The following is a 26,997-nucleotide window of genomic DNA, read 5'->3' on the forward strand; positions in this document are numbered from 1 at the left end:
TGCCGCGGCCGAGCCGCCATGCTTCGGGCGGGCCGCGCGATGGCGGCTCGGCCGAAGGATGGCGGCTCGCGAAAGGGTGGCGGCGCGCGGGGCCGCGGCATCCTGGCGCGCCGCTAGACTGAGCGGATGCCCACCCTGCACGCCGATCTCGATCACTGGCGCACGCTCCCGATCAAACAGCAGCCCTCCTGGACCGACCTCGACGCCGTCGCGGCCGTCTCCGCCGAGCTCGCGACGCTGCCTCCTCTCGTCTTCGCCGGCGAGGTCGACAACCTGCGCGATCGCCTGGCCCGCGCCGCCTCCGGGCGTGCATTCCTGCTCCAGGGTGGGGACTGCGCCGAGACGTTCGCCGGCGCGACGGCGGAGCAGATCCGCAATCGCATCAAGACCGTGCTGCAGATGGCCGTCGTGCTGACCTACGGTGCGTCGATGCCCGTCGTGAAGATGGGGCGGATGGCCGGCCAGTTCGCCAAGCCGCGCTCCAGCGACACCGAGACCCGCGGCGACGTCACCCTGCCCGCGTACCGCGGCGACATCGTCAACGGCTTCGACTTCACCGAGGCCTCGCGCACCGCCGACCCCCAGCGACTGCTGAAGGGGTACCACACGGCGGCGTCCACCATCAACCTCATCCGCGCCTTCACGCAGGGCGGCTTCGCCGACCTCCGCGAGGTCCACAGCTGGAACAAGGGGTTCGCCCAGAACCCCGCCAACCAGCAGTACGAGCGTCTCGCCACGGAGATCGACCGCGCCATCAAGTTCATGGAGGCGGCGGGCGCCGACTTCGACGAGCTGCGCCGCGTCGAGTTCTACACGGGTCACGAGGGCCTGCTGATGGACTACGAGCGTCCCATGACGCGCATCGACTCCCGCACGGGCACGCCGTACAACACCTCGGCCCACTTCCTGTGGATCGGGGAGCGCACGCGGGAGCTCGACGGCGCCCACGTCGACTACTTCTCCAAGATCCGCAACCCCATCGGCGTGAAGCTCGGCCCGTCGACCTCGCGGGAGACGGCGCTCGAGCTGATCGACAAGCTCGATCCCGAGCGCGAGCCGGGCCGGCTGACCTTCATCACGCGCATGGGCGCCGGCAAGATCCGCGACGCGCTGCCGCCGCTGCTCGAAGCCGTCCGCGATTCCGGCGCCACCCCGCTGTGGGTCACCGACCCGATGCACGGCAACGGCATCACCACGCCCACCGGCTACAAGACGCGTCGCTTCGACGACGTCGTCGACGAGGTGCGCGGGTTCTTCGAGGCGCACCGCGCGGTCGGCACGTTCCCGGGCGGCATCCACGTCGAGCTCACCGGCGACGACGTCACCGAATGCCTCGGCGGATCGGAGCACATCGACGAGGCCACCCTCGCGACGCGTTACGAGAGCCTGTGCGACCCGCGTCTGAACCACATGCAGAGCCTCGAGCTCGCCTTCCTCGTCGCCGAGGAGCTCGAGAAGCGCTGACCGATCGCGTCTGGGCACGGCTGCCGTGCCCAGACGCGGGGTGAGCGCCTGAGCGCGCCGGTGCGCCGCCGCGCGTGCGTCAACCCGTCGAGCGGACGGTGATCTTGGTGCCGGGCAGCTGCATGGTGCCGCCGGCGGGGCTGGTGCTGGACACCGTGAAGATGCCCCAGACGATCTCGGGCAGGGCCGTGCCCGGCTCGAATCCGGCTGCACGGAGCTGCTCCATCGCCTGGGCCACCGTCTGACCCGTCACGTCGGGCACCTCGATCGGCTGCGGTCCCTTCGAGACGATGAGGGTCACGGTGTCGCCGGGGCGGAAGAGCCCGCCGCCGTCGCGGTCCGCGATGCGGATGACACGACCTTCGGCGACGTCGTCGTCGTAGGCCTGCGTCGTGGTCACGCCGAGCTGAACGGCTTCGAGCGCGGCGGTGGCCTTGTCGACGCTCTGGCCGGCGACGTCGGGCACCGGGCCGAGCGAGATCTCGAACGATGCCGTCGATCCCTCCAGCGCCGTGCATCCCTGCGAGCAGTCCACGGCCTCGCCGCCGCCGGGCGGGGTGATCGAGGCGCTGACCACGGTGTCGCGCGCGGCATCCGTGAACACCTGCGCCGGGTCGCCGGACGGGGAGATGTAGATCTCCGACAGCGACGACGTCGCCGCGTCGAGGCTCTGCCCGGCCAGGGCGGGGATCTCGTGGGATGCCGGGCCCAGCGAGACCACGACGGTCACCGCGCTGTTCTTGTCGACGCGCGTCCCGGCGCCGGGGTCGGTGCGGATGACGGCGTCGATCGGCACGTCGCGGCTGTAGTCCTGCGCGGGCACCGCGCTGAGTCCGAGCTCGGCCAGTTGCGAGGTCGCCTCGTCGAGCGAGGACCCCGACACGTCGGGAACGCCGACGAGCGAGCCCGGCCCGGATCCGAACCACCAGCCGGCACCGCCCGCGACCGCCGCGAGCAGCAGCACGAGCACCACCAGCCAGCCGCCCGCCCGTGCGCGCCGCCGCGACCGCACGCGCAGCCGGGTGGCGTTGTCGACCTGCTCCGTCACGGTCGGGGCCGTGAACGTGCCGGGCATGACCTTCGTCAGCTCGCCGGAGTCCACGCCGTCGTCGACCGCGACGATGCCCGGGCTCGGCGCCCGCACGACGTGCGGGAACACGCCGAGCTCCTTCTCGATCTCGCGCAGGCGGTCGAGCATCGCGCGCGCATCGACCGGGCGCTCGTCGGGGTTGCGCTCCGTCGCCCACATCACCAGCTCGTCGAACTGCTCCGGGATGCCGGGGTTGCGTGCGCTCGGACGCGGCACCGAGTCGGTGGCGTGCTGGTAGGCGATCTGCATCGGCTGCTCGCCCTTGTACGGCTGCTCGCCGACGAGCATCTCGTAGAGCATGATGCCGAGGGCGTAGATGTCGCTGCGGGCGTCGGCGGTGCCGCGCGTGACGAGCTCCGGCGCGAGGTACGCGATCGTCCCGAGCAGCATCTGCCCCGTCGCGGTGTTCGCGCTGGTGGCGCGGGCGAGCCCGAAGTCGCCGATCTTGATGCGGCCGTCCTCGGCGAGGAGCACGTTCTCGGGTTTGACGTCGCGGTGGACGATGCCCGCGCGGTGCGCGGCGGCCAGGCCCGACAGCACGGCATCCATGATCGTGATCGTCTGCGGGATGCTGAGTCGCTTCTGCTCGCGCAGCAGCTCGCGCATCGTGATGCCGGGCAGGTACTCCATGACGAGATAGGCCATCTCGCCGTCCTGGCCCTGGTCGAACACGTTGACCACGTGCGGGTCGGCGAGGCGGGCCGCGGCGCGTGCCTCCTGGATGAAGCGGCTCTGGAAGACCGTGTCGTCGGAGAGGTGGCTGTGCATCACCTTCAGGGCGACGCGGCGCTCCAGTCGCAGGTCCGTCGCCACGTAGACCGTGGCCATCCCTCCGCGGGCGATGCGAGCACGCACGCGGTATCGGCCGTCGACGAGACGGCCGATCAGCGGGTCGGTCTGCTGACTCGTGCTCACTCTGTGATTCTAGGGAGCCGGAGCGCCGTGTCCCGGGAGCGCCTCACCCCTCACGGCATGTGCGCAGCGATCACGGGGGTGCGGCGCACGCCGTCGGGGTCAGCCGAGCGCGGCCAGCCAGGCGTAGGCGTCCTGCTCCCACGGGCCGTAGCGCTCGGGGTACGCCGACACCTGCACGGCCTGGGCGGCCGCGCCGAAGTCCATCGACTCCCATCCCGGGACGTCGAGGAGCCCGCGCGTCAGCATGCCGTCGGGGCCGGAGACCCCGGTGAAGAACGCCTCGGCGGAACGGTGCGGGTCACGCACCTCGTCGGGAGTGCCCCAGCCCGTGCTCGGACGCTGCTGGAACAGGCCGAGCGAGTCGCGGTCGCCCCAGTCGAGATTGCGGATCCAGGACTCGACCATCGCGGTGGCCAGCGCGATCGCGATGCCGCGGTCGGGCACACCGAGCGATCGGCCTACCTCGATGATGATGCGGGCGTTTTCGGTCTGCTCGGCATCGAGGCCCGTGACCGCCGACGTGGCCGGTGCGGGCGCCTCGACGGCGGCGAGCGTCGCGACCAGCGGCGCCGCCGGCGGCAGCGAGAGCACCTGGCCCGGGTAGATGATGGCGTCGCGCGTGAGGCCGTTGGCGCCGAGGAGGGCGTCGAGCGTGAGTCCGTGCGCCTCGGCGATCGCCCAGAGGGTGTCGCCGGCGCCGACCTCGTACGCCGCGGCGGGCGCGGGCGCGGGCGCGGCGGGGGCTGCGGGGGCCGCGGTGGCGGACGCGGCGCCCTCGGAGGGCAGCACCAGCACGAGTCCCGCGTGGATCAGCGAGGAGTCCTGCAGCCCGTTCGCCGCGCGCAGGCTCCCGAGATCGACGCCGTGCGTGCGGGCGATGTCCCAGAGGGTGTCGCCGTCCTGCACGGTGTAGGTGTCGGGTGACGGCGCGGCGGTGCGCGCGCGGAGGTCGACGACGGGATGGCGCTCGGCGGCGGCGCGGTTCTCGGCCGCGGCCGCGGGCGTCGTGCTCAGTGCGAGCGCGAGGGTGCCGAGCGTGCCGAGGATGCCGGCGGAAGCGGTGTGCACGTGTGTTCTCACCCACGTCACCGTGTCATGGAAGTCAAGTCGTGTCAACTGGTGGTATAAGGAGTGACTGCTGTGACGTTTGTGACCAATGTGATTCGGACAGGGAGCCGACGTCCGGCGCGGAGGATGCGATAGTGGAGGGGTGACCGACGACATCGTCCCCGCGTCCACCGGCTGGCTCACCCTCCCCGAACTCGTCGAGGTCCTCGGCGAACCGCTCGGTCGTGTCCGCCGCCTCCTCGACGAGAAGCACCTCGTCGGCTCTCGCCGCGGCGGTGCGTTCGCGGTGCCGGAGATCTTCATCGCCGAGGGCCGACCCCTCTCCGCCCTCCGCGGCACGATCATCGTGCTGCAGGATGCGGGGTTCAGCGACGACGAGGTGATCGACTGGCTGCTCGCCGAGGAGGAGTCGATCGGACAGGCTCCCATCTCCGCGCTTCGTCAGGGGCGCAAGAGCGAGGTGCGTCGGGTCGCTCAGACGCTCGCCTGACGCCGCCGTCGCCGCCCGGTGCGCCGGGCGACCCGCGTCACGAGGATCGGGCGATCGCCGCCTGGGCGAGATCGCGGAGCGCTCCGACCGCCGGCGTCGACAGGGGGGCGCCGCGCAGTGCACGGTCGGCTTCGGCCGCGTAGTGCGAGATCGCCGTCTCGACGCGGTCGAGGGCGCCGGTGTCGATGATCGTCTGCTGCAACGATGCGATCTGCGCGGCGTCGAGCCCCGGATCGCCGATGAGCTCGTCGACGAGTCGCTTCGTCGGGCGGTCGAGCCGTTCGCGGGCGTAGGCGATCAGCAGCGTGCGCTTGCCCTCGCGCAGGTCGTCGCCCGACGGCTTGCCCGTGACGGCGCTGTCGCCGAACACGCCCAGCACGTCGTCGCGCAGTTGGAAGGCGAGACCGAGCGGGTGACCGAAGGCCGCGAGCGCCGCCGTCTGCGCCGCGTCGCCGCCGGCGAGCGCAGCCCCGAGCAGAAGCGGATGCTGGATGCTGTAGCGGGCCGACTTGAGCGAGGCGACCCGCAGCGCCCGCTCGGCGTGCTCCGCATCGGGTGCGGTCGTGAAGGCGGCCTCCTCCGCGATGTCGAGGAACTGCCCGACGGTGACCTCGCGACGCATCAGGGCGTAGACCTCGCGAGCGAATGCCGCGTGTTCGGCCGCCCGCAGCCCCTGCTCGAGCAGGTCGTCGCTCCATGCCACGAGGAGGTCTCCGAGCAGGACGGCGGCCGAGCGGCCGAAGGCCGCGGCGTCGCCCGCCCAGCCCGCGCGGGCATGGGCGGCTTCCAGTCCGCGATGCGCCGCCGGCTGGCCGCGGCGCGTGTCGGAGTTGTCGATGATGTCGTCGTGGACGAGCGCGGCCGCATGGAAGATCTCCAGGGCGGCGGCGGCGTCGAGGACGCTGTCGGGAGCGGCGGCGACGGGACCCCTCGCCTCGGCGACGGCCTGCCATCCCGTCACGCAGAAGCGCGCGCGCAGCCGCTTGCCGCCCTCCAGAGTGCGGGCCGCGGCGTCCAGGAACAGCTGCGTCTCACGGCCCGCATCGGCCCATGACGACCGCTGCGCCTCGACGAACCTTCCCAGTCGCTGAGAAACCGGCTCTATCGGGTCGAGGGAAGCGTCCACGGGCCTAGCCTAGTTCTCGACTGCACGCGTACAATCGACCGCACACGATGCCGGTCCGAAACGGCGAGGAGGGGGCAGCATGCCGCTGTCAGAGCAGGAGCAGCGTCTGCTCGATGAGATGGAGCGCCATCTCATGAACAAGGACGCAGATGTGGTCAGCGCGTCTCGAGACGGCCGTTCCCTCAGCTATCGCAACATCGTCTACGGCACCGTCCTGGTGCTCGTCGGTCTCGGGGGGCTGATCGCCGGCGTCTCGTCCGGGATCATCGCCATCGGCGTCGTCGCCTTCCTCGTGATGGTCGCCGGCGTGGTCCTCGCGGCGACCCCGGCCAAGGGCGTCGCCGCGGTGCGTCCGGCGGGAGAGCCCAAGGGCCAGCGCAAGACGTCCGGCGCAGCATCCTCGTCCTCCTTCATGGATCGCATGAACGATCGTTGGGACCGCCGCCAAGACGGCGCCTGACCCCCAGCTGACGTCGCTTCGGCGACGAAGAGAAAGCACCGGCCCATCGGGCCGGTGCTTTCTTGTTTTCGCGGCCCGCTGCGCGACGCGGCCCGCCGTCAGAGGACGCCGGGGAGCGCCGGGGGAGCGCTGCGCCCACGAAACCATAGTCAGGTGGAGGAAAGTGGAGTAAAGTGGTGCGCACCTGGATCGGGCCGGAGGAAGGGGGGAGTGGTCGATGCTGTTGGGCACCTACACCCCCAAGCTGGACGAGAAGGGCCGCGTCATCCTGCCGGCCAAGTTCCGCACCGACCTGGGCGACGGCGTCGTGGTCACCCGCGGTCAGGAGCGCTGCCTCTACGTGTTCAGCACGAAGGAGTTCGAGCGGGTCTACGAGAAGATCCGCGAGGCGCCGCTGACGAACAAGCAGTCGCGTGACTTCCAGCGCATGTTCCTCTCGGGCGCGAGCGACGAGAAGCCCGACAGCCAGAGCCGCATCACCATCCCGCCGCACCTGCGCGCCTACGCCAACCTCGGCCGCGAACTGATCGTCACCGGTGTGGGCGCCCACGCGGAGATCTGGGACGCGGAGGCGTGGAACGCCTACGCCGACAGCAACGAGGACAGCTACTCGGACATGGAGCAGGAGGTGATCCCGGGCCTCTTCTGAGCCGTGGCCGTGACTCCCAGCCGCACGCCCTGACGCACTTCCCCGGTGTCAGGTCAGGCGGATGGGGATCACGACTCCGGACCACCGACCCGAAGAATCATGAGCTACTCCGAGATCCACACCCCCGTCCTGCTCGAGCGCTGCGTCGAGTTGCTCGCCCCGGCGCTGCAGCGGCCCGATGCCGTGCTGGTCGATGCGACCGAGGGCATGGGCGGTCACTCCGAGGCCCTGCTGGAGCGCTTCCCCGACGTCCGACTGATCGGCCTCGACCGCGACACCGACGCCCTGCGCATCGCGGGGGAGCGGCTCGCGCGCTTCGGCGACCGTGTGACGCTCGTGCACACGGTGTACGACGGGATCGCCGCGGCGGTGCGCGGAGCCGGCGTCGACCGCGTCGACGGCATCCTCTTCGACCTCGGCGTCTCCTCGCTGCAGCTCGACGAGGCCGACCGCGGGTTCGCGTACTCCCAGGACGCCCCCCTCGACATGCGGATGGACCAGACCTCCGGGACGACCGCCGCCGACATCGTCGCGACCTACGGCGAGGGCGATCTCCGGCGCATCTTCGAGCGTTACGGCGAGGAGAAGCTCGCGGGCCGCTACGCGCGCGCGATCATCGCGGCGCGCGGCGTCGCTCCCATCGAACGCTCCGGCCAGCTCGTCGACGTGCTCGTCGCCGCGACGCCGGTGGCGGTGCAGCGCGAGGGGCGCGGGCATCCCGCCAAGCGGGTCTTCCAGGCGCTTCGCATCGAGGTGAACGCCGAGCTGTCGGTGCTCGAGCGCGCCCTGCCGGCCGGTCTCGACCTCCTCCGCGTCGGGGGTCGCATCGTGGTCATGAGCTATCAGTCGCTCGAGGACCGGCTCGTCAAGCGCGTGTTCGCGGATGCCACGGCATCCACCGCGCCCGCCGGACTTCCCGTCGAGCTGCCTGAGCACGCCCCGCGCTTCCGTCTGGTCGTGAAGGGAGCGGAGCTCGCCTCCGACGACGAAAAGGCGCGCAACCCGCGTGCCACCCCCGTGCGGCTTCGCGCGGCCGAACGCATCCGGGAGGCGGCATGAGCATGTCCGCAGAGAGCACACTCGACCCCTTCGCGGGACTGCCCGCCCTGCCGTCCGCGCCGCGTCGCGAACCCGCGCGTCGGCTGCAGGCGCTGGAGCAGCCGCAGCCGCGCCGCCGCCCGCGTCTGGTCTACGGCATCATCGCGGTGACCGGCGCCCTGCTGATCGGAGGCGCTCAGATGGGCTTGTCGATCCTGACGACCCAGTCGTCGTACGAGCTGTCGACGCTGAGCGACCAGCAGCGTGACCTCGACTGGCAGAAGCAGATGCTGCAGGACAGCATCGCGGGCCTCAGTTCGCCGCAGTACCTCGCCGCCAATGCGGAAGCCCTCGGCATGGTCACCGGCCAGGCGCCGACCTATCTGCGTCTGAGCGACAACGCGATCATCGGCACGGCGGCCGGTCTCACCGGCGCCAGCGCCGTCAACGCCCTCAGCAAAGCGGCCGTGGGCAATGCCCTCGTCAGCGGCCAGCCGCTCGTCGGCGACCCGGCCGCCAGCCTCGGCGGCGGCACGACCTCGGTCGTCGACAAGGCGATCGTCGATACACCGACACCCCCTGCCATCGCCGACGGTCTGCCGACCCCCGCCACACACTGATCTCATGACGACACGAGCCACCCGCAGTCCTCGTCGGCGCACCGTCGTCGCCCTCGCCGTCGTCCTGGCGGTGCTCTGCGCCTTCGTCGTGCGCCTCGTCGACATCCAGGTCGTCAACGCGCGCGAGCACATCGACGACTCGCAGGCCTACGCGACCGGCGCCAAGAGCACCCTCTACGGCGCGCGCGGCGAGATCGTCGACGACAACGGCGTCGTCCTCGCCAGCAGCACGACGCTGTACGACGTGCAGATCGATCCGCTCCTCGCCGCGCAGGGCGTCGCCACGGTCGACGCGGACGGCAGGACGATCAAGGATGACGACGGCAAGAACGTCATGACCCCGTGGAGCGAGGTGGCGCCCAAGATCGCGGCGATCACGGGCCAGTCCGCCGCCGACGTGGAGAAGATCGTCGCGGACGCCCTCGCCGCCGACGCGGGCTCCCGGTTCGCCTACGTGAAGCGGTACGTCTCCACCGAGGAGTACCGGGCGCTCGCCGAGCTGAAGCTGCCGTTCCTGACCTTCCCGCTCCACCCCGCCCGCACCTACCCCGACGGCGCCGTCGCTGGAAACCTCATCGGGTTCGTCGGCTCGGACGGCACCCCCCTGGAAGGGCTCGAGTCGTTGCAGGACTCGTGTCTGCAGGCCACCAACGGCACCCTCACGTATCAGCGCGGGGCCGACGGGGTCATCATCCCCGGCACCGAGGTCGAGGACCCCGCGGTCAACGGCGGCACGTTGAAGCTGACGATCGACAGCGACCTGCAGTGGTTCATGCAGCAGCTGATCTCCGAGGAGACGGCGCGCTACCAGGCCGACTGGGGCGGCATCATCGTCATGGAGGCCAAGACCGGCAAGATCCGCGCGCTCGCGGAGACCAACACCGTGGACCCCAACGACCCCGGCGCCTCCGATCCCGACAACCGCGGGTCGCGCCTGCTGCGCGTGTCGTACGAGCCCGGATCGACGTTCAAGCCCGTCACAGCGGCGACCGCGATCGAGCAGGCCGGCCTGAGTCCGACATCCACCGTCGAGACGCCCGATCGGATCCAGTTCCCCAACGGTGCCGTGATCAACGACTCGGAGAGCCACCCGACGCAGAACCTCACGCTGACCGGCGGGCTGGTGGAGTCGTCCAACGTGGCGATGTCGCAGTTCGGCTCGCTCGTGAGCCCCGAGGTCCGCTACGACTACCTGAAGAAGTTCGGGGTCGGCGGCGGCACCGCGCTCGACTGGTCGGCGGAGCCGAGCGGCGAGATCCGCGACCCGTCGACGTGGGACAACCAGACCTACTACACGACGACGTTCGGTCAGGCCTTCACGGTCACCCCGACCCAGGTCACGAGCCTCTTCCAGACGATCGCGAACGGCGGCGTGCGGATGCCGGCCCAGCTCGTGGAGTCGTGCACCAAGCCCGACGGCACGGTCGTGACACCGGATCTGCCCGACCCCGTCCAGGTCATCAAGCCGGAGACCGCCGCCGAGGTGTCGCAGATGCTCGAGAACGTCTACGCACAGGGGACGCTCGCCGACGACATCCGCATCCCCGGCTACCGGCTCGCGGTGAAGACCGGTACCGCGCAGGTGCCCGACGGCAACGGCGGGTACAAGGACAACCTCTACATGACGTCCCTGGCCGGTTACGCCCCGGCGGACGATCCGCAGTACGTTGTCTTGACCCTGTTCAACGAGCCGAAGACCAACACCATGTCCTCGGCCAACCGCTCCGTCTTCAAGAAGGCCATGACGCAGGTGCTCACGCACTACCGCGTCATGCCCTCGGGCTCGGACACCCCTCTGCTGCCCGTGACACAATGACGAGACCGCGACGCGCCACCGCGCGTGAGGAACCAACCCTATGATCCGGATGACGCTGGCCGAGGTGGCCGCCGCCGTGACGGGAACTCTGCACCCGGCACACCACGACACTCCCGAGACGTTCGTCGACGGCGACGTCGACACCGACTCCCGCATGATCGGGGCGGGTGACATCTTCGTCGCGAAACCCGGCGAGGTCACCGACGGCCACCACTTCGTCGAGGCCGCCGTCGAGGCCGGTGCGGTGCTGGCGATCGTGGAGCGACGCGTCGACGCGCCCGTCAGCCAGATCGTCGTCCCGGATGCCGTCGCGGCCCTCTCCGACCTCGCGAGGGTGGTCGTGGCCTCCGTCCGCGCGGGCGGGAAGCTGCGGATCGTCGGCATCACCGGCTCGAACGGCAAGACCACCACCAAGAACATGCTGGCGCGCATCCTGCAGGACGAGGGCGACACCGTCGCGCCGCGCGGCTCGTTCAACAACGAGGTCGGCGCGCCGCTGACGATGCTGCGCGTCCGCGCGCAGACCCGCTTCCTCGTCAGCGAGTTCGGCGCCTCCGGACCTGGCGAGATCGCGCGTCTGGCCGGTCTGGTCTCCCCGGACGTGGGCGTCGTGCTGATGGTGGGCCTGGCCCACGCGGGCGGCTTCGGCGGCGTCGAGGAGACGCTGAAGGCGAAGACCGAGCTGGTCGAGGCGGTCCGCCCCGGCGGCGTCGCGGTGCTCAACGCGGACGACGCTCGCGTCGTCACGATGGCGGCCGTCGCCGCGTCGCGCGACGTCGAGGTCCGCTGGTTCGGTCGCGGCGCCGCCGCGGAGATCCGGGCCGAGGACGTCGAGGTGACGGCCGCCGGCACGACGTGCACGATCGTGGCCGGGGACGAGCGCTTCCCGCTCCGGCTCCGCGTTCTCGGCGAGCACCACGTCATGAACGCGCTGGCCGCGCTGACGGCCGCCCGCGAGCTCGGCGTGCCGCTGCCGTCCGCCATCGCTCGGTTGGAGACGCTCGAGATCGCGGAGCGCTGGCGGATGCAGCCGCTCGGCTCCGACCGCGTGCGCATCATCAACGACGCCTACAACGCGAGCCCCGACTCGATGGCGGCCGCGCTGCGCACGCTCGCGCAGATCGCGGGCCCGGGCGAGCGGAAGGTCGCCGTCCTCGGTGCCATGAGCGAGCTCGGCGAGTTCGCGGGCGAGGAGCACGACCGCGTCGGTCTGCTCGCCGTGCGGCTGCGCATCGAGCGCATCGTCGTGGTGGGGCGCGACGCGCGCCGCCTCTTCCTCGCCGCCGTCGGCGAGGGGTCGTGGGACGGGGAGGCCGTCTTCTTCGAGACCGCCGACGAGGCGTTCGACTACCTCCTCCACGAGCTGCGCGACGGCGATCGCGTGCTGGTGAAGTCGTCGAACTCCGCCGGGCTCCGGCACCTCGGCGATCGTCTGGGAGAATCGTTCTCGTGAGATCCCTGCTGGCGGCTGCGACGATCTCCCTGGCGTTCACGCTCTTTCTCACACCGCTGTTCATCCGGCTGTTCGAGAAGCTCGGCTGGGGTCAGGTCATCCGCACGCCGGAGAACGTGAACAACCCGAGCCATCAGACCAAGCGCGGCACGCCCACGATGGGCGGGATCGTGTTCATCGTCGGCTCGATCGTGGGCTACTTCGTCGGCACGCTGACCGGCGGAGCGCCGCCGTCGATCTCCGGTCTGCTGGTCATCTGGATGATGGTCGGCTTCGGCGTGGTCGGCTTCATCGACGATTTCATGAAGGTCCGTCAGCAGCGCAGCCTCGGTCTGTCCGGGTGGCGCAAGATCGTCGGCCAGGTGCTGGTCGCGGTGCCGTTCGGCATCATGGCGCTGAACTTCCCCGACGCCCGCGGGGAGACGCCCGCGTCGCCCTACATCTCCTTCTTCCGCGACATCCCGATGCTGTCCTTCCTCGCGCTCGGCGCCGTCGTCGGATGGATCGCGTACCTCGTGTGGATCACCTTCATCTCGGTGGCCTGGTCGAACTCGACCAACCTGACCGACGGTCTCGACGGCCTCGCGACCGGATCGGGCATCTTCACGGTGTCCGCCCTCAGCCTCGTCACGTTCTGGCAGTTCCAGCAGCGGTGCGCGAGCGGGGCGCTCGTCACGGCGTATGTCAACGGCTGCTACCCGACGCCCGACCCGATGGATCTCACGATCATCGCGGCATCCTTCGTGGGCGCTCTCGTGGGCTTCCTGTGGTGGAACGCACCGAAGGCCAAGATCTTCATGGGTGACGTGGGCTCGATGGCGATCGGCGGCGTGATCGCCGCGATGGCGATCCTCTCGCGCACCGAGCTGCTGTCGGTCATCATCGCCGGCGTCTTCATCATCGGCCCGGGCTCGGTCATCCTGCAGCGCATGTACTTCAAGGCCACGGGCGGCAAACGCCTCTTCCTGATGAGTCCGTTCCACCACCACCTCGAGATGCGCGGCTGGCCCGAGATCACGATCGTCGTGCGGATGTGGATCATCGCCGGCATGCTCGCCGTCACCGGCGTCGCGCTCTTCTACGTCGAATGGCTCTCGGCGCTGTGAGCGGGGTGCGCGACTTGGATGCGCTGCGCAGCTGGCACGCGGACTGGCGCGGGCTGCGCGTCGCCGTGCTCGGCCTGTCGGTGACCGGCTTCTCCGTCGCCGACACGCTCGCCGAGCTCGGCGCCGACGTGCTCGTGCTGAGCGAGACCGCCGCGGAGGAGTACGCACGGCTGCTGCCCGTCATCGGCGCACGCCTGCACCTCGGATCCCTGGGCTCCGTGCCGGATGCCCTCGTCGAGTTCGCACCCGAGGTCGTCATCGCCTCGCCCGGCTTCGCGCCCCACCACCCGATCGTCGCGTGGACCCGCGCGAACGGCATCGCGCTGTGGGGCGACATCGAGCTGGCCTGGCGCGTGCGCGACAAGGTCGTGCGGCCCGACGGCACCCCCGCCGAGTGGCTGCTCATCACGGGGACCAACGGCAAGACGACGACCACGCAGCTCACGGCATCGATGCTCGTCGCGGGAGGGCTGCGCGCCGCCCCGTGCGGCAACATCGGCGTCCCGATCCTCGATGCGGTGCGCGATCCCGGCGGGTTCGACGCGCTGGTCGTCGAGCTGTCGAGCCACCAGCTCTGGTACCTCTCGCTGCAGGAGGGCACGCAGCCCGTCTCCCCGCACGCGAGCGTGTGCCTCAACCTCGCCGACGACCACCTGCAGTGGCACGGGTCGTTCGCCGCGTACCGCGACGCGAAGGCGGTCGTCTACCAGCACACGCGCGTGGCCTGCGTCTACAACAAGTCCGACGTCGCGACGCGCGTCATGGTGGAGGAGGCCGACGTCGTCGACGGATGCCGCGCCATCGGTTTCGACCTCGGTGTGCCCGGCCCGAGCGATCTGGGCATCGTCGACGGCATCCTGGTCGATCGCGCGTTCCTCGACGACCGTCGCACGAGCGCGCTGGAGCTGACCACGGTCGGCGAACTCGCCGCGCACGGGCTGGCGGCGCCGCACGTCGTCGCCAACATCCTGGCCGCGGCGGCGCTGGCACGGTCGCTCGACGTCGCCCCCGCGGACATCGCCTCCGCACTGCGCGCCTTCCGCCTGGACGCGCACCGCATCGAAGTGGTCGCGACGATCGGCGGCATCACCTGGATCGACGACTCGAAGGCGACCAACCCCCACGCCGCCGCGTCGTCGCTCGCGGCGTTCCCCGGCGCCGTGTGGATCGTCGGCGGCGACCTGAAGGGCGTCGACATCGGCGAGCTGATCGCGGCGCGCGGCCCGGGCGTCAAGGCGGTCATCGTGATCGGGGTCGAGCGGTCGCCGATCACCGAGGCGTTCGCGCGACACGCGCCGACCATTCCCGTCTTCGAAGTGGACCACGCACAGACTGAAGACGTCATGGCGGACGTCGTCGCAGCGGCGGCGGAGATCGCCCGTGACGGAGACGTGGTCCTCCTCGCCCCCGCCGCGGCATCCTTCGACCAATTCGACTCGTACGCCGACCGTGGACACCGGTTCGCCCGCGCCGTACAGGCCTGGACGCCACCCGACGCGGCGACGCAGACACCGACCGAGACCGGCACGACAGACGCAGGGGGAGCCGATGACCACGACGACCCCGCCGACCCGTCCGGCCGCTGACGGCGCCGACGACGCGGCGTCCACCGGGTTCGCCGCGCGCGTCTCGTTGGGGAGGGTCTTCGCGCCCGTCCCCAGCGAGTTCCTGCTGATCGCCTCGACGGCGCTGCTACTGACCGGATTCGGCCTGACGATGGTCCTCTCCGCGACGATGGCGACCGCCTTGGCCGGCGGCCAGAGCCCGTTCGAGGTCGTGATGAAGCAGGCGGTGTTCGCCGTCATCGGCATCCCGCTGATGTTCGTCGCGAGCCGGCTGCCGGTGACCTTCTGGAAACGGGTCGCCTGGCCGGGGCTCATCCTCGCGACGCTGTTCCAGCTGCTCGTGTTCGTTCCGGGACTCGGCGTGGCCAACGACGGAAACCAGAACTGGATCCAGATCGCGGGCTTCCAGGCGCAGCCGTCCGAGTTCCTCAAGGTGACCCTCGCGCTGTGGCTGGGGTACGTCCTCTATCGCAAGCAGACGCTCCTGGGCCTGTGGCGGCACGTCTTCATCCCGGTGGTGCCGGTCGGCGCCCTCGTGATCGGGACGGTCATGGCCGGCCACGACCTCGGCACGGCGATGATCCTCATGGTGATCCTGCTCGCGTGTCTGTTCTTCTCCGGCGTCAAGCTCCGGATCTTCCTGATCCCGCTGATCCTCGTCGTCGGGGCGGCCGGCGTGTTCGCCGTGACCAGCCCGAACCGCATGGCGCGGATCATGAGCTTCCTCGACGTCGACACGCTCTCCTGCTACGACACCACGTGCTACCAGCCGCTGCACGGCGTATGGGGCCTCGCCAACGGGGGGATCTTCGGGCTCGGACTCGGCAACTCCCGCGAGAAGTACGGGTGGCTGCCGGCCCAGTCCAACGACTACATCTTCGCGATCCTCGGCGAAGAGCTGGGGCTCATCGGATGCCTCGTCGTGCTCGCCCTGTTCACCCTCTTCGCCGTCGGCGCGTTCCACATCATCCGCAAGACCCACGATCCGTTCATCCGCATCGTCGCCGGCGGCATCACGGTCTGGATCGTCGGCCAGGCGCTGCTGAACATCGCGGTGGTGCTGCGGCTGGCGCCCGTGCTCGGCGTACCGCTTCCGTTCATGTCGCAGGGGGGAACGTCGCTGCTGTCCGTCCTGATCGGATGCGGCGTGCTGCTCTCGTTCGCCCGGACGCTCCCGGTCACGCCGGTGGCCTCGGTCGCGCTGCCCGGCGAGCGCCGCCCCGGCCGCCGCTGACAGGGGCTCGACGGTAGGCTCGATCGGGTGACGACCGCCCCGGAATCGACGACGTACCTGCTCGCCGGCGGGGGCACCGCCGGCCACGTCAACCCGCTCCTGGCCGTCGCCGACGGCCTGCGCGAGCGCGACCCCGCGGCCCGTGTCCTCGTCCTCGGCACGAGGGAGGGGCTGGAGGCCCGCCTCGTGCCCCAGCGCGGCTACGAGCTGCTGTTCGTCGACAAGGTGCCCTTCCCGCGCCGTCCCGACCTCGCCGCCGTGCGCTTCCCCGCCGCGTGGACGCGCGCCGTCCGCCAGGTGCGCGCGCACCTGCGGACGCGTCGGGTCGATGTCGTCGCGGGCTTCGGCGGGTACGCGTCGGCGCCGGCGTACGTGGCGGCGCGGCGGGAGGGCATCCCGTACGTGGTCCACGAGGCGAACGCCCGCCCCGGCCTCGCCAACATCCTCGGCGCCCGGCGCGCCGCCGCGGTGGGCGCCGTCTTCCCCGGGACGCCGCTGCGCGGCGCGCAGACGGTGGGGATGCCGTTGCGGCGCGAGATCGTCGAGCTCGATCGCGCTGCGGCACGGGCGGAGGCCGCCGCGGCCTTCGGGCTCGACCCGGCGCGGCCCGTGCTCCTCGTCTTCGGCGGCTCGCTCGGCGCCCGCCGACTCAACCAGGCCTTCGCCCAGGCGTGGTCCTCGATCGTCGACGCGGGCTGGCAGCTGCTACACGCGGCGGGGGAGCGCGACGAGATCGTCGACCCGCGGCATCCCGACTACCGCATCGTCCCGTACCTGGACCGGATGGATCTGGCGCTCGCGCTGGCCGATCTCGTCGTGTCGCGCGCCGGTGCCGCGACGGTCAGCGAGCTGTCGGCGCTCGGTGTTCCGGCCGTGTACGTGCCCTACGCGGTCGGCAACGGCGAGCAGGCGCTCAACGCCGCCGACGCGGTGGCGGCGGGCGCCGCACGGATCATCCCGGATGCCGAGTTCACCGCCGACCGGGTGCGCACCGAGATCGTGCCCCTTCTGGGCGACGGGGCCGCGCTCGGCGCGATGCGCGCGGCGGCCGCCTCCCGCTCCGCGGCGGCGCGGGCGGGCACGGCCAACGTCATGGCCATGCTCGACGGCGCGCTGCGCTGACCCCCGCTCATCCGTCCCCTCGTGCCGGTATCGCGTCGGCGATGCGGCAGGACGGGACAGACGAACGCGTGTCAGGAGGTCGCCGGCGCGTCGCGGAGGGCGGCGCGGGCGAGGGCGAGGGCCTGCTCGGGATCGAGGCGGAGCGCGCGGATCTGCGCGGCGAACGCGGATGCCGCTCGTTGCGCCTCCTTCAGCGCCGCATCGCCCTGCGGGGCGACGAACGTGCCGTTGCGCCCCCGGGTCTCGATGACATCGGCGGCCTCCAGCTCACGGTAGGCGCGTGCCACGGTGCCGGGCGCCAGGCCGAGGTCCTCCGCCAGTCGTCGGACCGTGGGCAGTCGGGCCCCGGGAGCGAGCTCGCCGGTGTCGATCGCGTCGATGAGCCGGCGGCGCAGCTGCTCGAAGGGCGGGACGGGGGATGCCGGGTCGATGACCATCTGCATCCCGCTTTTGTATCATGCAATGTATCAAGAAGTCAAGACCCCGGACCGCCGCGCAGCGCGCCGCAGCATCCCCCCAGGGAGAGCCGACCTAGACTTGTCGAGCCATGATTCGACCCGATCTCAGCCTGCCCATTCCCGAGGACATCTCCGCCGCGCACTTCATCGGCATCGGCGGATCGGGCATGTCCGGGCTCGCCGGCATGTTCCTCGACCGCGGCATCCGCGTGTCAGGCTCGGACCGCGCCGACGGCGCCGCCCTGCGCGCCCTCGCGTCGCGCGGTGCCGACGTTCACGTCGGCCACGACGCGGCGCACCTGCCCGACGACGCCGACACCGTCATCCACACCGGGGCGATCTGGCCCGAGAACCCGGAGTTCGTGCTCGCGAAGGAGCGCGGCCTCCACGTCATCCACCGCTCGCAGGCCCTGCACTGGCTCATCGGCGGCCGCCGCCTCGTGAGCGTCGCGGGCGCGCACGGGAAGACGACGTCCACGGGCATGATCGTCACCGCGCTGCGTGCGCTCGGCACGGCGCCGACGTTCGTCAACGGGGGAGTGATCGCCGACCTCGGCGTGTCCAGTGCGACGGGATCCGACGAGCTGTTCGTCATCGAGGCCGACGAGTCGGACGGCACGTTCCTCCTCTACGACACCTCCGTCGCCCTCATCACCAACGTCGACCCCGATCACCTCGACCACTGGGAGTCGCGCGACGCGTTCTACGACGGCTTCGTGCGCTTCGGCGACGCGGCCCGCGAGGCGGTCGTCATCTCCGCCGACGACGCCGGCGCCCGCCGCGTGACGGCAGCGCTCGATCACCCCACGGTGGTGACGTTCGGCGAGGATGCCGCGGCCCACGTGCGCGTCAGCGACATCGTGACCGACGGCCCGGTCTCGTTCACCCTCACGCACGACGGCGTCAGCGTTCCGGGCCGGCTGGCGGTGCCGGGCGCCCACAACGCCATCAACGCGGCGGGCGCGGTCGCCGTGCTCCTCACGCTCGGATACGCCCTCGAGCCGGCGCTGCGCGCGGTGGAGGGATTCGGCGGCACCGTCCGGAGGTTCGAGCTGCACGGCGTGGAGCGCGGGGTGAGCGTCTACGACGACTACGCCCACCATCCGACCGAGGTCGCCGCGGCGCTCGCGGCCGCGCGCACCGTCGTCGGCGAGGGGCGCATCATCGCGATCCAGCAGCCGCACACGTATTCGCGCACGCAGGAGATGTATCGCGAGTTCGCCGAGGTCCTCGAGCAGTACGCCGATCACACGGTCATGCTCGATGTGTACGGTGCCCGTGAGGACCCCGTGCCCGGCGTGACCGGCGAGCTCGTCAGCGGCGCGTTCCGCGACCCCGCGAAGGTGCACTTCGTCCCCGACTGGCAGGCGGCGGCCGACTACACCGCGACGGTGGCGCGCGCCGGCGACTACGTCATCACCCTCGGCTGCGGCAACGTGTACCAGATCATCCCTCAGGTGCTCGGGGCGCTGTCCGCGACGAAGGCCGAGGCATAGCCGATGCGTCGGCCGACGCCGCTGCCGGCGCCGGAGCAGGACCCGGCCGCCGCGAAGGCGACCGCGGATGAGGTCGACGCGTCGACCGTGCGCCGTGTCGATCCGCCGCGTCGGGGCGAGGACGCCGGTGCCGGTGCCGACCCCCTGGACGACGCCGATGCGACGGCCCCGCTGACCCCGCTGTGGGTGGGATCGTCCGAGCGTGCGCCGATGTCGACGGTGACCGAGGCGACACCCGAGGCCGCCGAGGATGCCGATGCGATCGGCGTCCGCGACGTGTGGTCGGCGGCACGCGCCCGGCGGCGCGCCCTGCGAGCGGAGGTGCGGCGCTTCACGGCGCGTCAGCGCCGCCGTCGGATGATCTGGCTCGGGGTCGGCGCCGCCGTCCTCCTGCTGGTGCTCGGCACGCTGGGCGCCGCGTACAGCCCGCTCTTCGCGGTCGAGAAGGTGAGCGTCGTGGGTGCCTCGACCCTCGACGCCGGAGCCGTCGAGCAGGCGCTGGCCGGCCAGATCGGCACGCCTCTTCCCCTCGTCGACTCCTCGGCCGTCAAAGCGGCGCTCGTGACCTTCCCCCTCGTCGAGTCCTACACGCTCGAGGCCCGGCCGCCGCACGAGCTCGTCGTCCGCATTGTCGAGCGCACGCCGATCGGCTCGATCCCGTCGTCGGCCGGCTACACCCTCGTCGACGCCGCCGGGGTGGCGCTCTCCACGACCCCGCAACCTGCCGCCGGTCATCCCGTGCTCTCGGTGGAGGGAGGGCTCTCCTCGCCCGCCTTCACCGCCGTGGGGACCGTCTTCCGTACGCTGCCCACCGACATCCGCGACCAGGTCACCGCGATGAGCGCGACCTCGGCGAACGACGTCACGCTCACCCTGGGCGGCACCGGCACGACCGTCGTCTGGGGCAACGCCGACGATTCCGTGCTGAAGGCCAAGAGCCTCGCGGCGATCATGGCCGCCCGGCCGCCGTCCGAGGTGTCGAGCTACGACGTCTCGTCGGCCACGGCCGTCGTCGTGCGCTGACACGCGGTCACGACGCGTTTCTGCGCGACACGCCCCGTGCCTGGCGGGCGCAGGCCTCGCTGCCGCATACCTTCAATCAAGGAATTGCATACTGAGCAATTCTTTAAACCTCAACTAGAGGTTCAAGGTTTAGCAGTCAGGGTTCGGGACACAATGGAGGCCGGCATGAGCCAGAACCAGAACTACCTCGCGGTGATCAAGGTCGTGGGTGTGGGCGGCGGCGGCGTGAACGCCGTCAATCGGATGATCGAGCTCGGGCTGCGGGGTGTCGAGTTCATCGCGGTGAACACCGACGCCCAGGCGCTGCTGATGAGCGACGCCGACGTCAAGCTCGACGTGGGCCGCGAGCTCACGCGCGGGCTCGGCGCCGGGGCCGACCCCGAGGTCGGCCGCCGCGCCGCAGAGGATCACGCCGAGGAGATCGAGGAGGCTCTCGCGGGAGCCGACATGGTCTTCGTGACGGCCGGCGAGGGCGGTGGGACGGGAACCGGCGGTGCCCCCGTGGTCGCCCGCATCGCCAAGTCGATCGGCGCGCTGACGATCGGTGTCGTCACCAAGCCGTTCAGCTTCGAGGGTCGGCGCCGCCAGAGCCAGGCCGAGGCCGGCGTCGCGAAGCTCAAGGAAGAGGTCGACACCCTCATCGTCGTGCCGAACGACCGTCTGCTGGAGATCAGCGACCGCGGCATCTCGATGATCGAGGCGTTCGCCACCGCCGACCAGGTGCTCCTCGCCGGTGTGCAGGGCATCACCGACCTCATCACCACGCCGGGTCTGATCAACCTCGACTTCGCCGACGTGAAGAGCGTCATGCAGGGCGCCGGCTCCGCTCTCATGGGCATCGGCTCCGCGCGCGGAGCCGACCGTGCGATCAAGGCCGCCGAGCTGGCCGTCGAATCGCCTCTGCTGGAGGCGTCGATCGAGGGTGCGCACGGTGTGCTGCTCTCGATCCAGGGTGGATCGAACCTCGGCATCTTCGAGATCAACGACGCGGCCCAGCTGGTCAAGGAAGCCGCCCACCCCGAGGCGAACATCATCTTCGGCACGGTCATCGACGACACGCTCGGCGACGAGGTCCGTGTCACGGTCATCGCCGCCGGTTTCGACGGGGGCGAACCGCAGACGCGCATCGAGCCGATCACGGCGGCGCGCCCGGCGGCCGCGGCGCCCGTGCTGCCGTCCGTGCCCGCGGAGGATGCCGCGCGCGAGATCGCCGCCGTCGAGGAGAAGCAGCCGGTCACGGTGTCGGCACCGGTCGCCGAGTCGTACGACTCGGTCTACGGCGACGACGACCTGGACATCCCCGACTTCCTGAAGTGACCTCTCTCGCCGAACGCCTGACCGCCCTGGACGCCCGCCTCGCGGACGCGGCCAGGGCGGTCGGGCGCGACCCCGGCGAGATCACGCGGATCGTCGTCACGAAGTTCCACCCGGCGCGCCTCGTGACCGATCTCGCCGTGCTCGGCGTGCGCGACGTGGGGGAGAACCGCCAGCAGGAGCTCACCGCGAAGCGCGCAGAACTCGAGGGCTCCGCGCTGGACGGGCTGCGCTGGCATTTCATCGGGCAGCTGCAGACCAAGAAGGCCCGCGCGGTGCGCGTGGCCTCCGACTGCGTCCACTCCGTCGACCGCGACCGCGTCGCCGACGCGCTGCACGCCGCCGATCCCGAGGGGGCGCCGCTCGACGTGTTCCTCCAGGTCAACCTCACCGCCGACCCCGGCCGCGGAGGCGTGTCGCCGTCGGAGGTCGAGGCCCTCGCCGCACACACCGCCGATCGCTGTCCGTCGCTGCGCGTGCGCGGCGTCATGGGCGTCGCACCCCTCGACGAGGCGCCGGGCGCGGCGTTCGCGCGTCTCGCGGCGGCGGGCGAGACCGTACGGCGCGTCGTCCCGGACGCGTCGTGGATGTCCGCCGGGATGTCGGGCGACTTCGCCGATGCGATCGCCGCCGGCGCGACACACCTGCGGATCGGCACGGCAATCACGGGACCGCGACCGGACCGCGGCTAGCCTCAGACCAGACGAGCAAACGGAGGAATGCGATGTCGAACCCGCTCAAGAAGACCATGGTGTACCTGGGCCTCGCCGACGAGGAAGAGGTCTACGAAGAGCCCGCCGCCGAGACGCCTGCGCGCCGTGAGCGCACGAGCGACCGCCCGATCGAGAAGGCGGCTCCCGTGACGCCCCTGCACCGTCCCGCCGTCGTCCGCCAGCCGACCGCCGGCACCGTCAGCGAGATCCTCACGGTGCACCCCAAGCAGTACCGCGACGCGCAGATCATCGCGGAGAACTTCCGCGACGGCATCCCGGTGATCATCAACCTGTCGCAGATGAGCGACGCCGACGCGCGTCGACTGATCGACTTCGCGAGCGGACTCTCCCTCGGCCTGTACGGGCGTATCGAGCGCGTGACCAGCAAGGTCTTCCTGCTGTCGCCCGAGAACGTCGCGATCTCCGGTGACGGGTCGGTGGCGAACGCCGACCCCGAGTCCGCACCCTTCTCGCAGTAGTCGTGGAGATCGTGCGCCTGGCGGCCTTCGTCGTCGACGTCCTTCTCCTCATCTACATCCTCGTGCTGTTGGCGAGGCTGGTTCTCGAGTACATCCCGATGTTCAACCGTCAGTGGCGGCCGCGGGGCTTCGGGCTCGTTCTCGCCGAGGCCGTCTTCACGCTGACCGATCCGCCGCTGCGGTTCTTCCGTCGGCTGATCCCTCCGCTGCGGCTCGGACCCATCGCTCTCGACCTCGGATTCCCGGTGACGATGCTCAGCTGCTTCGTGCTGCTCACGATCGTCCGGGTGATCGAGCGCCTGTAGCCCCGTCGCACGCCCCACGAGCGCCGACTATGCTTGATCAGTACGGTTCGCCGATGGCGGGCCGACCGAATCGGCCCGCGTCGTGAGCCCCGAAAGAGGAAACACCATGGCTTTGACCCCGGAAGACGTCGTCACCAAGCAGTTCCAGCACGTGCGGTTCAAGGAGGGCTTCGACCCCGACGAGGTGGATGACTTCCTCGACGAGATCGTCGTCGAGTGGCGCAAGACCATCGCCGAGAACGAAGAGCTGAAGACCAAGCTCGCCGCGTACGAGTCCGGTGAAGCCGCTCCCGCCGAGGTCGTCGAGGCTGCGGTCGTCGAGGAGCCGGCTCCCGCCGTCGTGGAGGCCGTGCCCGCTGCGGAGGCTCCCGCCGCCGGTGGCGTCGCGGCATCCGCCGGCATCATCGAGCTCGCTCAGCGCCTGCACGACGAGCACGTCGCCGAAGGCCAGGCCCAGCGCGACAAGCTCATCTCCGAGGCCCAGTCCAAGGCCGCGTCCATCCTGGCCGAGGCCGAGGCCAAGGGCCGCGACGAGATGGCCCGCCTCGAGGCGGAGCGCGTCACGCTGGAGAGCCGCATCAGCGAGCTGCGCCAGTTCGAGCGCGACTACCGCTCGCAGCTGCGCGGCTTCATCGAGGACAAGCTGCGCGACCTCGACGTCGCCGGCACCACCTCGGGCGCCTCACCGGTCTCGGCTTCCTGAGCCCGGTGACGGACCCGTCCCCTCAGCACAAGACCCTGAACAGGGCGGCGGCCGGTGCCCTCGTCGCGATCCTCGCGGCGCTGGTGCTGGCCGCCGACCAGTTCACCAAGCATCTGGCTCTCACCTCGCTGCCGTATCAGGAACCGGTGGCGGTGTGGGGCGATGTCCTGCAGTTCTATCTGACGAGGAATCCGGGCGCGGCGTTCTCGCTCCTCGAGGGTCAGACGTGGATCTTCACCGTCGTGATGACCCTCGCTGCGCTGGTCATCGTCTCGCTCACGGTGATGCGCGTGCGCTCCCGTGTCTGGGCGATCGTCCTCGGCCTGCTGCTCGGCGGCATCCTGGGCAACCTCACCGATCGCGTGCTGCGCGACCCGGGGTTCCTGGTCGGTCACGTCGTCGACTTCATCAACACGCCCTGGATGTGGCTCGGCATGAACCCGGCCATCTACAACGTGGCCGACATGTTCATCGTGACGATGATGATCGGTGTCGCCCTGCTCGTGGTCGTCGGCGTGCGCCTCGACGGCACGCGTGAGCGCCGCGGCGACGCGACCGCGCCGTCGGCGTCCGACGCCGATGACGCGCCCACCGGGCTGCGCGAGGACTGATGCCGTCACGCACCCTTCCCATCCCCGACGGTCTCGACGGCGTCCGGGTGGATGCCGCCCTCGCCAAGATGCTGGGGTTCTCGCGCACCTTCGCGGCCGAGGTCGCCGAAGCCGGCGGCGTGCGGATGGACGGGCGCCCGCTCGGCAAATCGGATCGTCTGCGCGCCGGGGGGTGGCTCGAGCTCGAGTGGGAAGACCGCCGCGAGCCGGAGATCGTCCCCCTCGCGGTGCCCGACCTCGGGATCGTCTACGACGACGACGAGATCGTGGTCGTCGACAAGCCCGCGGGCGTCGCGGCGCATCCGTCGCTCGGCTGGGAGGGACCCACGGTCCTGGGCGCGCTGGCCGCGGCGGGCTTCCGGGTCGCCACGACGGGCGCCGCCGAACGCCAGGGTGTGGTCCATCGCCTCGACGTCGGCACGAGCGGCCTCATGGTCGTCGCCAAGACGGAGCGCGCGTACACCGCGCTCAAGCGGGCCTTCAAGGAGCGCGAGGTCGACAAGATCTACCACGCCGTCGTCCAGGGCCACCCCGACCCCCTCGCGGGCACGATCGATGCGCCGATCGGCCGCCATCCCTCCCACTCGTGGAAGTTCGCCGTGACCCCCGACGGCAAGGACTCGATCACCCACTACGAGACGCTCGAGGCGTTCCCGTCGGCCGCGCTGCTGGAGATCCACCTCGAGACGGGACGCACCCACCAGATCCGCGTGCACATGGCGGCGCACCGGCATCCCTGCGTCGGCGATCCGCTGTACGGGGCCGACCCCACCCTCTCGGCGCGGCTCGGCCTGTCGCGGCAGTGGCTGCACGCGCACGAGCTGTCGTTCTCGCACCCCGCCACGACGGAGTGGGTCACGTTCTCGAGCGACTACCCGGCCGACCTGGCCCACGCGCTCGACGTGCTGCGCGGCTGACGCGGGGTCGGACGCCGGTCCCATGCCGACCGGCGTACATGCCGGTGCCTAGCCTGGGGGAGTGACTCTCTCCGAACGTCCCTGGTTGTCCTCCTATGCGCCGGGGGTGCCGTCGGAGATCGAGCCCGTCACGCAGACCCTTCCGGACATGCTCGACGAGGCGGTCCGCACGCATCCGGGCCGGCCCGCGCTCGAGTTCTTCGGGGCCGTGACGACGTACCGCGACCTGGGGCGTGAGGTCGCGCGTGCGGCGGAGGGCCTGCGCAGACTCGGCGTGGTCGCCGGCGACCGCGTGGCGCTGATCCTGCCCAACTGCCCCCAGCACATCGTCGCGTTCTACGCGGTGCAGCGCCTCGGGGCGATCGTCGTCGAGCACAATCCGCGCTACACGGCACCGGAGCTGCGGCACCAATTCGAGGTGCACCACGCGCGCGTGGCGGTCGTGTGGGATGCCGTGGCGGACACCGTCGCCGACTTCCCCGCGGACATCCGTCCGAACCACATCGTCGCCGTGCGCATGATCGACGCGATGCCGCGCCGCACCCGCCTGGCGCTGCGGCTGCCGGTGAAGAAGGCGCGCGACGCGCGGAACGCACTCTCGGCGCGTCCCCGGGCGAAGGGGGTGCGCGCGTGGGCGGAGCTCGCCTCGTCGCGTCCGCTCGCGCGGCGACACCCCCGTCCCGCCGTCGACGACGTCGCCGCGCTCCAGTTCACCAGCGGCACCACGGGGACTCCGAAGGCCGCGATCCTCACCCACCGCAATCTGCGCTCGAACGCGGCGCAGTCCGCCGCGTGGGTGCCCGACCTCGTGCCGGGGCGCGAGGTGTTCTACGCGGTCCTCCCGCTCTTCCACGCCTACGGGCTCACGCTGTGCCTCACGACGGCGCTGTCGGTCGGCGCCCGCATCGTGCTGTTCCCGACCTTCGATGTGGGGATGACGCTGGACGCGATCCGACGGACGCCGCCGACCTTCCTCGCCGCCGTCCCGCCGATCTACGACGCCCTCGCCCGGGCGACGGCGCGCGAGGGCGTCGACCTCTCGAGTCTGCGCAACGCGATCTCGGGGGCGATGTCGCTGCCGCCGTCCACGGTGCTGCGGTGGGAGGAGGCCACGGGCGGTCTCATCGTCGAGGGCTACGGGATGACGGAGTCGTCGCCGATCAGTCTCGGCAACCCGATGGGGCCGCGGCGTCGGCCCGGAACGGTCGGCGTCCCGTTCCCGAGCACCGAGATCCGCGTGGTCGACCCCGCCGATCCGGCACGCGACCTCCAGGTCGGTGAGGAGGGGGAGCTGCTCGTGCGCGGTCCGCAGGTGTTCCAGGGGTACTGGAACCAGCCCGGCGAGACGGCGACCGCGCTCCTGGCGGGCGGATGGCTGCGCACCGGTGACATCGTGGCCGTGGATGCCGACGGATTCGTGACCGTCGTCGACCGGCTCAAGGAGCTGATCATCAGCGGTGGCTTCAACATCAGCCCGAGCGAGGTGGAGAACGCGCTGCTGCTGCATCCGGACGTGGCGGACGCGGCCGCCGTGGGGATCCCCCGTTCGGACGGCTCGGAGACGGTCACGGCGGCCGTCGTGATGCGGGAGGGGTCGGTGTTCGACGCCGACGAGATCCGCGCGTTCACGCGGGCGCATCTGGCGGCGTACAAGGTGCCGCGGGCGGTCGTGGAGTTCGACGCACTGCCGCGCTCGCTCGTCGGCAAGGTGATCCGCCGCGAGGTGCGCGAGGAGGTCCTCCGGCGCCGGCGGCCGTGACGG

General features: G+C 71.1%; 26 protein-coding genes. 22 read left to right on the forward strand and 4 right to left on the reverse strand.

Features of this window, described 5'->3' with window-relative positions:
* Nucleotides 1-126 precede the first annotated feature (126 nt).
* Complete coding sequence (locus AC6CQV_RS04825) at nucleotides 127-1,464, forward strand: class II 3-deoxy-7-phosphoheptulonate synthase (RefSeq protein WP_061781705.1); 1,338 nt, start codon at nucleotides 127-129, stop codon at nucleotides 1,462-1,464.
* A gap of 79 nt (nucleotides 1,465-1,543) precedes the next feature.
* Here the strand turns inward: AC6CQV_RS04825 and pknB are convergent, their stop codons facing one another.
* Together pknB and AC6CQV_RS04835 are read right to left on the reverse strand one after the other, a co-directional pair.
* Nucleotides 1,544-3,469, reverse strand: coding sequence for a Stk1 family PASTA domain-containing Ser/Thr kinase (pknB, locus tag AC6CQV_RS04830; protein WP_498260430.1), 1,926 nt, complete (start codon nucleotides 3,467-3,469; stop codon nucleotides 1,544-1,546).
* 99 nt (nucleotides 3,470-3,568) lie between these two features.
* Nucleotides 3,569-4,537, reverse strand: a complete 969-nt coding sequence (locus tag AC6CQV_RS04835; RefSeq protein ID WP_498260431.1) for a LysM peptidoglycan-binding domain-containing protein — start codon at nucleotides 4,535-4,537, stop codon at nucleotides 3,569-3,571.
* 142 nt (nucleotides 4,538-4,679) lie between these two features.
* On the opposite strand from AC6CQV_RS04835, the gene AC6CQV_RS04840 reads away from it, so the two are divergent.
* Nucleotides 4,680-5,027: an Rv2175c family DNA-binding protein gene (locus AC6CQV_RS04840; RefSeq protein ID WP_060958762.1), complete on the forward strand. Its 348-nt coding sequence runs from the start codon at nucleotides 4,680-4,682 to the stop codon at nucleotides 5,025-5,027.
* 37 nt (nucleotides 5,028-5,064) lie between these two features.
* On the opposite strand, the gene AC6CQV_RS04845 is transcribed toward AC6CQV_RS04840, so the two are convergent.
* The gene (locus tag AC6CQV_RS04845) at nucleotides 5,065-6,153 is read right to left on the reverse strand and encodes a polyprenyl synthetase family protein (protein WP_498260432.1); all 1,089 of its coding nucleotides are present in this window, start codon (nucleotides 6,151-6,153) and stop codon (nucleotides 5,065-5,067) included.
* 79 nt (nucleotides 6,154-6,232) lie between these two features.
* Here AC6CQV_RS04845 and AC6CQV_RS04850 point away from each other — a divergent pair, with 79 nt between their 5' ends.
* From AC6CQV_RS04850 to AC6CQV_RS04895, 10 genes are all read left to right on the forward strand, one after another.
* Nucleotides 6,233-6,613 carry an SCO2097 family morphological protein gene (locus AC6CQV_RS04850; RefSeq protein WP_191008704.1) on the forward strand — a complete coding sequence of 127 codons (381 nt, stop codon included), beginning with the start codon at nucleotides 6,233-6,235 and terminating at the stop codon, nucleotides 6,611-6,613.
* Between the two features lie 217 nt (nucleotides 6,614-6,830).
* Nucleotides 6,831-7,262 (forward strand): division/cell wall cluster transcriptional repressor MraZ, encoded by a 432-nt coding sequence (gene mraZ / locus AC6CQV_RS04855; protein ID WP_060958759.1) that lies wholly within the window; start codon nucleotides 6,831-6,833, stop codon nucleotides 7,260-7,262.
* 99 nt (nucleotides 7,263-7,361) lie between these two features.
* Nucleotides 7,362-8,321 carry a 16S rRNA (cytosine(1402)-N(4))-methyltransferase RsmH gene (rsmH, locus tag AC6CQV_RS04860; RefSeq protein WP_498260433.1) on the forward strand — a complete coding sequence of 320 codons (960 nt, stop codon included), beginning with the start codon at nucleotides 7,362-7,364 and terminating at the stop codon, nucleotides 8,319-8,321.
* Entirely contained in the window at nucleotides 8,318-8,920 is a 603-nt protein-coding gene (ftsL, locus tag AC6CQV_RS04865; protein WP_060958757.1) for a cell division protein FtsL, read from the forward strand. The genes rsmH and ftsL overlap by 4 nt, the downstream gene beginning before the upstream one ends.
* Before the next feature lie 4 nt (nucleotides 8,921-8,924).
* Nucleotides 8,925-10,736, forward strand: a complete 1,812-nt coding sequence (locus AC6CQV_RS04870) for a peptidoglycan D,D-transpeptidase FtsI family protein (RefSeq protein WP_205283086.1) — start codon at nucleotides 8,925-8,927, stop codon at nucleotides 10,734-10,736.
* A 40-nt stretch (nucleotides 10,737-10,776) separates the two neighbouring features.
* Nucleotides 10,777-12,189 carry a UDP-N-acetylmuramoyl-tripeptide--D-alanyl-D-alanine ligase gene (locus AC6CQV_RS04875; RefSeq protein ID WP_498260434.1) on the forward strand — a complete coding sequence of 471 codons (1,413 nt, stop codon included), beginning with the start codon at nucleotides 10,777-10,779 and terminating at the stop codon, nucleotides 12,187-12,189.
* A complete protein-coding gene (gene mraY / locus AC6CQV_RS04880; protein WP_191008701.1) occupies nucleotides 12,186-13,295 on the forward strand; it encodes a phospho-N-acetylmuramoyl-pentapeptide-transferase in 1,110 nt (369 codons plus the stop codon). The genes AC6CQV_RS04875 and mraY overlap by 4 nt, the downstream gene beginning before the upstream one ends.
* Complete coding sequence (murD, locus tag AC6CQV_RS04885; RefSeq protein WP_498260435.1) at nucleotides 13,277-14,881, forward strand: UDP-N-acetylmuramoyl-L-alanine--D-glutamate ligase; 1,605 nt, start codon at nucleotides 13,277-13,279, stop codon at nucleotides 14,879-14,881. The genes mraY and murD overlap by 19 nt, the downstream gene beginning before the upstream one ends.
* Nucleotides 14,844-16,094 carry a putative lipid II flippase FtsW gene (ftsW, locus tag AC6CQV_RS04890; protein WP_498260436.1) on the forward strand — a complete coding sequence of 417 codons (1,251 nt, stop codon included), beginning with the start codon at nucleotides 14,844-14,846 and terminating at the stop codon, nucleotides 16,092-16,094. Before murD ends, ftsW begins: the two co-directional genes overlap by 38 nt.
* A gap of 27 nt (nucleotides 16,095-16,121) precedes the next feature.
* Nucleotides 16,122-17,216 carry a UDP-N-acetylglucosamine--N-acetylmuramyl-(pentapeptide) pyrophosphoryl-undecaprenol N-acetylglucosamine transferase gene (locus AC6CQV_RS04895; RefSeq protein WP_498260437.1) on the forward strand — a complete coding sequence of 365 codons (1,095 nt, stop codon included), beginning with the start codon at nucleotides 16,122-16,124 and terminating at the stop codon, nucleotides 17,214-17,216.
* Between the two features lie 71 nt (nucleotides 17,217-17,287).
* Here the strand turns inward: AC6CQV_RS04895 and AC6CQV_RS04900 are convergent, their stop codons facing one another.
* Nucleotides 17,288-17,659 (reverse strand): GntR family transcriptional regulator, encoded by a 372-nt coding sequence (locus tag AC6CQV_RS04900; RefSeq protein ID WP_498260438.1) that lies wholly within the window; start codon nucleotides 17,657-17,659, stop codon nucleotides 17,288-17,290.
* A 104-nt stretch (nucleotides 17,660-17,763) separates the two neighbouring features.
* On the opposite strand from AC6CQV_RS04900, the gene murC reads away from it, so the two are divergent.
* The 10 genes from murC (at nucleotide 17,764) to AC6CQV_RS04950 (ending at nucleotide 26,994) form a co-directional block, all read left to right on the forward strand.
* Nucleotides 17,764-19,170, forward strand: coding sequence for a UDP-N-acetylmuramate--L-alanine ligase (gene murC / locus AC6CQV_RS04905; RefSeq protein ID WP_498260439.1), 1,407 nt, complete (start codon nucleotides 17,764-17,766; stop codon nucleotides 19,168-19,170).
* Nucleotides 19,171-19,173: 3 nt separating this feature from the next.
* The gene (locus AC6CQV_RS04910; protein WP_498260440.1) at nucleotides 19,174-20,193 is read left to right on the forward strand and encodes an FtsQ-type POTRA domain-containing protein; all 1,020 of its coding nucleotides are present in this window, start codon (nucleotides 19,174-19,176) and stop codon (nucleotides 20,191-20,193) included.
* A gap of 165 nt (nucleotides 20,194-20,358) precedes the next feature.
* Entirely contained in the window at nucleotides 20,359-21,510 is a 1,152-nt protein-coding gene (gene ftsZ, locus AC6CQV_RS04915) for a cell division protein FtsZ (protein WP_060958862.1), read from the forward strand.
* Complete coding sequence (locus AC6CQV_RS04920; protein WP_498260441.1) at nucleotides 21,507-22,199, forward strand: YggS family pyridoxal phosphate-dependent enzyme; 693 nt, start codon at nucleotides 21,507-21,509, stop codon at nucleotides 22,197-22,199. The genes ftsZ and AC6CQV_RS04920 overlap by 4 nt, the downstream gene beginning before the upstream one ends.
* 32 nt (nucleotides 22,200-22,231) lie before the next feature.
* Nucleotides 22,232-22,699, forward strand: a complete 468-nt coding sequence (locus AC6CQV_RS04925) for a cell division protein SepF (protein ID WP_060958746.1) — start codon at nucleotides 22,232-22,234, stop codon at nucleotides 22,697-22,699.
* A gap of 2 nt (nucleotides 22,700-22,701) precedes the next feature.
* On the forward strand, nucleotides 22,702-23,004 hold the full coding sequence (locus tag AC6CQV_RS04930) for a YggT family protein (protein ID WP_060958745.1): 303 nt from the start codon (nucleotides 22,702-22,704) through the stop codon (nucleotides 23,002-23,004).
* 106 nt (nucleotides 23,005-23,110) lie between these two features.
* Nucleotides 23,111-23,707: a DivIVA domain-containing protein gene (locus AC6CQV_RS04935; RefSeq protein WP_060958744.1), complete on the forward strand. Its 597-nt coding sequence runs from the start codon at nucleotides 23,111-23,113 to the stop codon at nucleotides 23,705-23,707.
* A 5-nt stretch (nucleotides 23,708-23,712) separates the two neighbouring features.
* The gene (locus AC6CQV_RS04940; protein WP_498260442.1) at nucleotides 23,713-24,318 is read left to right on the forward strand and encodes a signal peptidase II; all 606 of its coding nucleotides are present in this window, start codon (nucleotides 23,713-23,715) and stop codon (nucleotides 24,316-24,318) included.
* A complete protein-coding gene (locus tag AC6CQV_RS04945) occupies nucleotides 24,318-25,235 on the forward strand; it encodes an RluA family pseudouridine synthase (RefSeq protein WP_061781712.1) in 918 nt (305 codons plus the stop codon). Before AC6CQV_RS04940 ends, AC6CQV_RS04945 begins: the two co-directional genes overlap by 1 nt.
* Before the next feature lie 61 nt (nucleotides 25,236-25,296).
* A complete protein-coding gene (locus AC6CQV_RS04950) occupies nucleotides 25,297-26,994 on the forward strand; it encodes a long-chain-fatty-acid--CoA ligase (protein ID WP_498260443.1) in 1,698 nt (565 codons plus the stop codon).
* Nucleotides 26,995-26,997: the final 3 nt, after the last annotated feature.

It is taken from the genome of Microbacterium sp. EG9 (genome assembly GCF_059759475.1).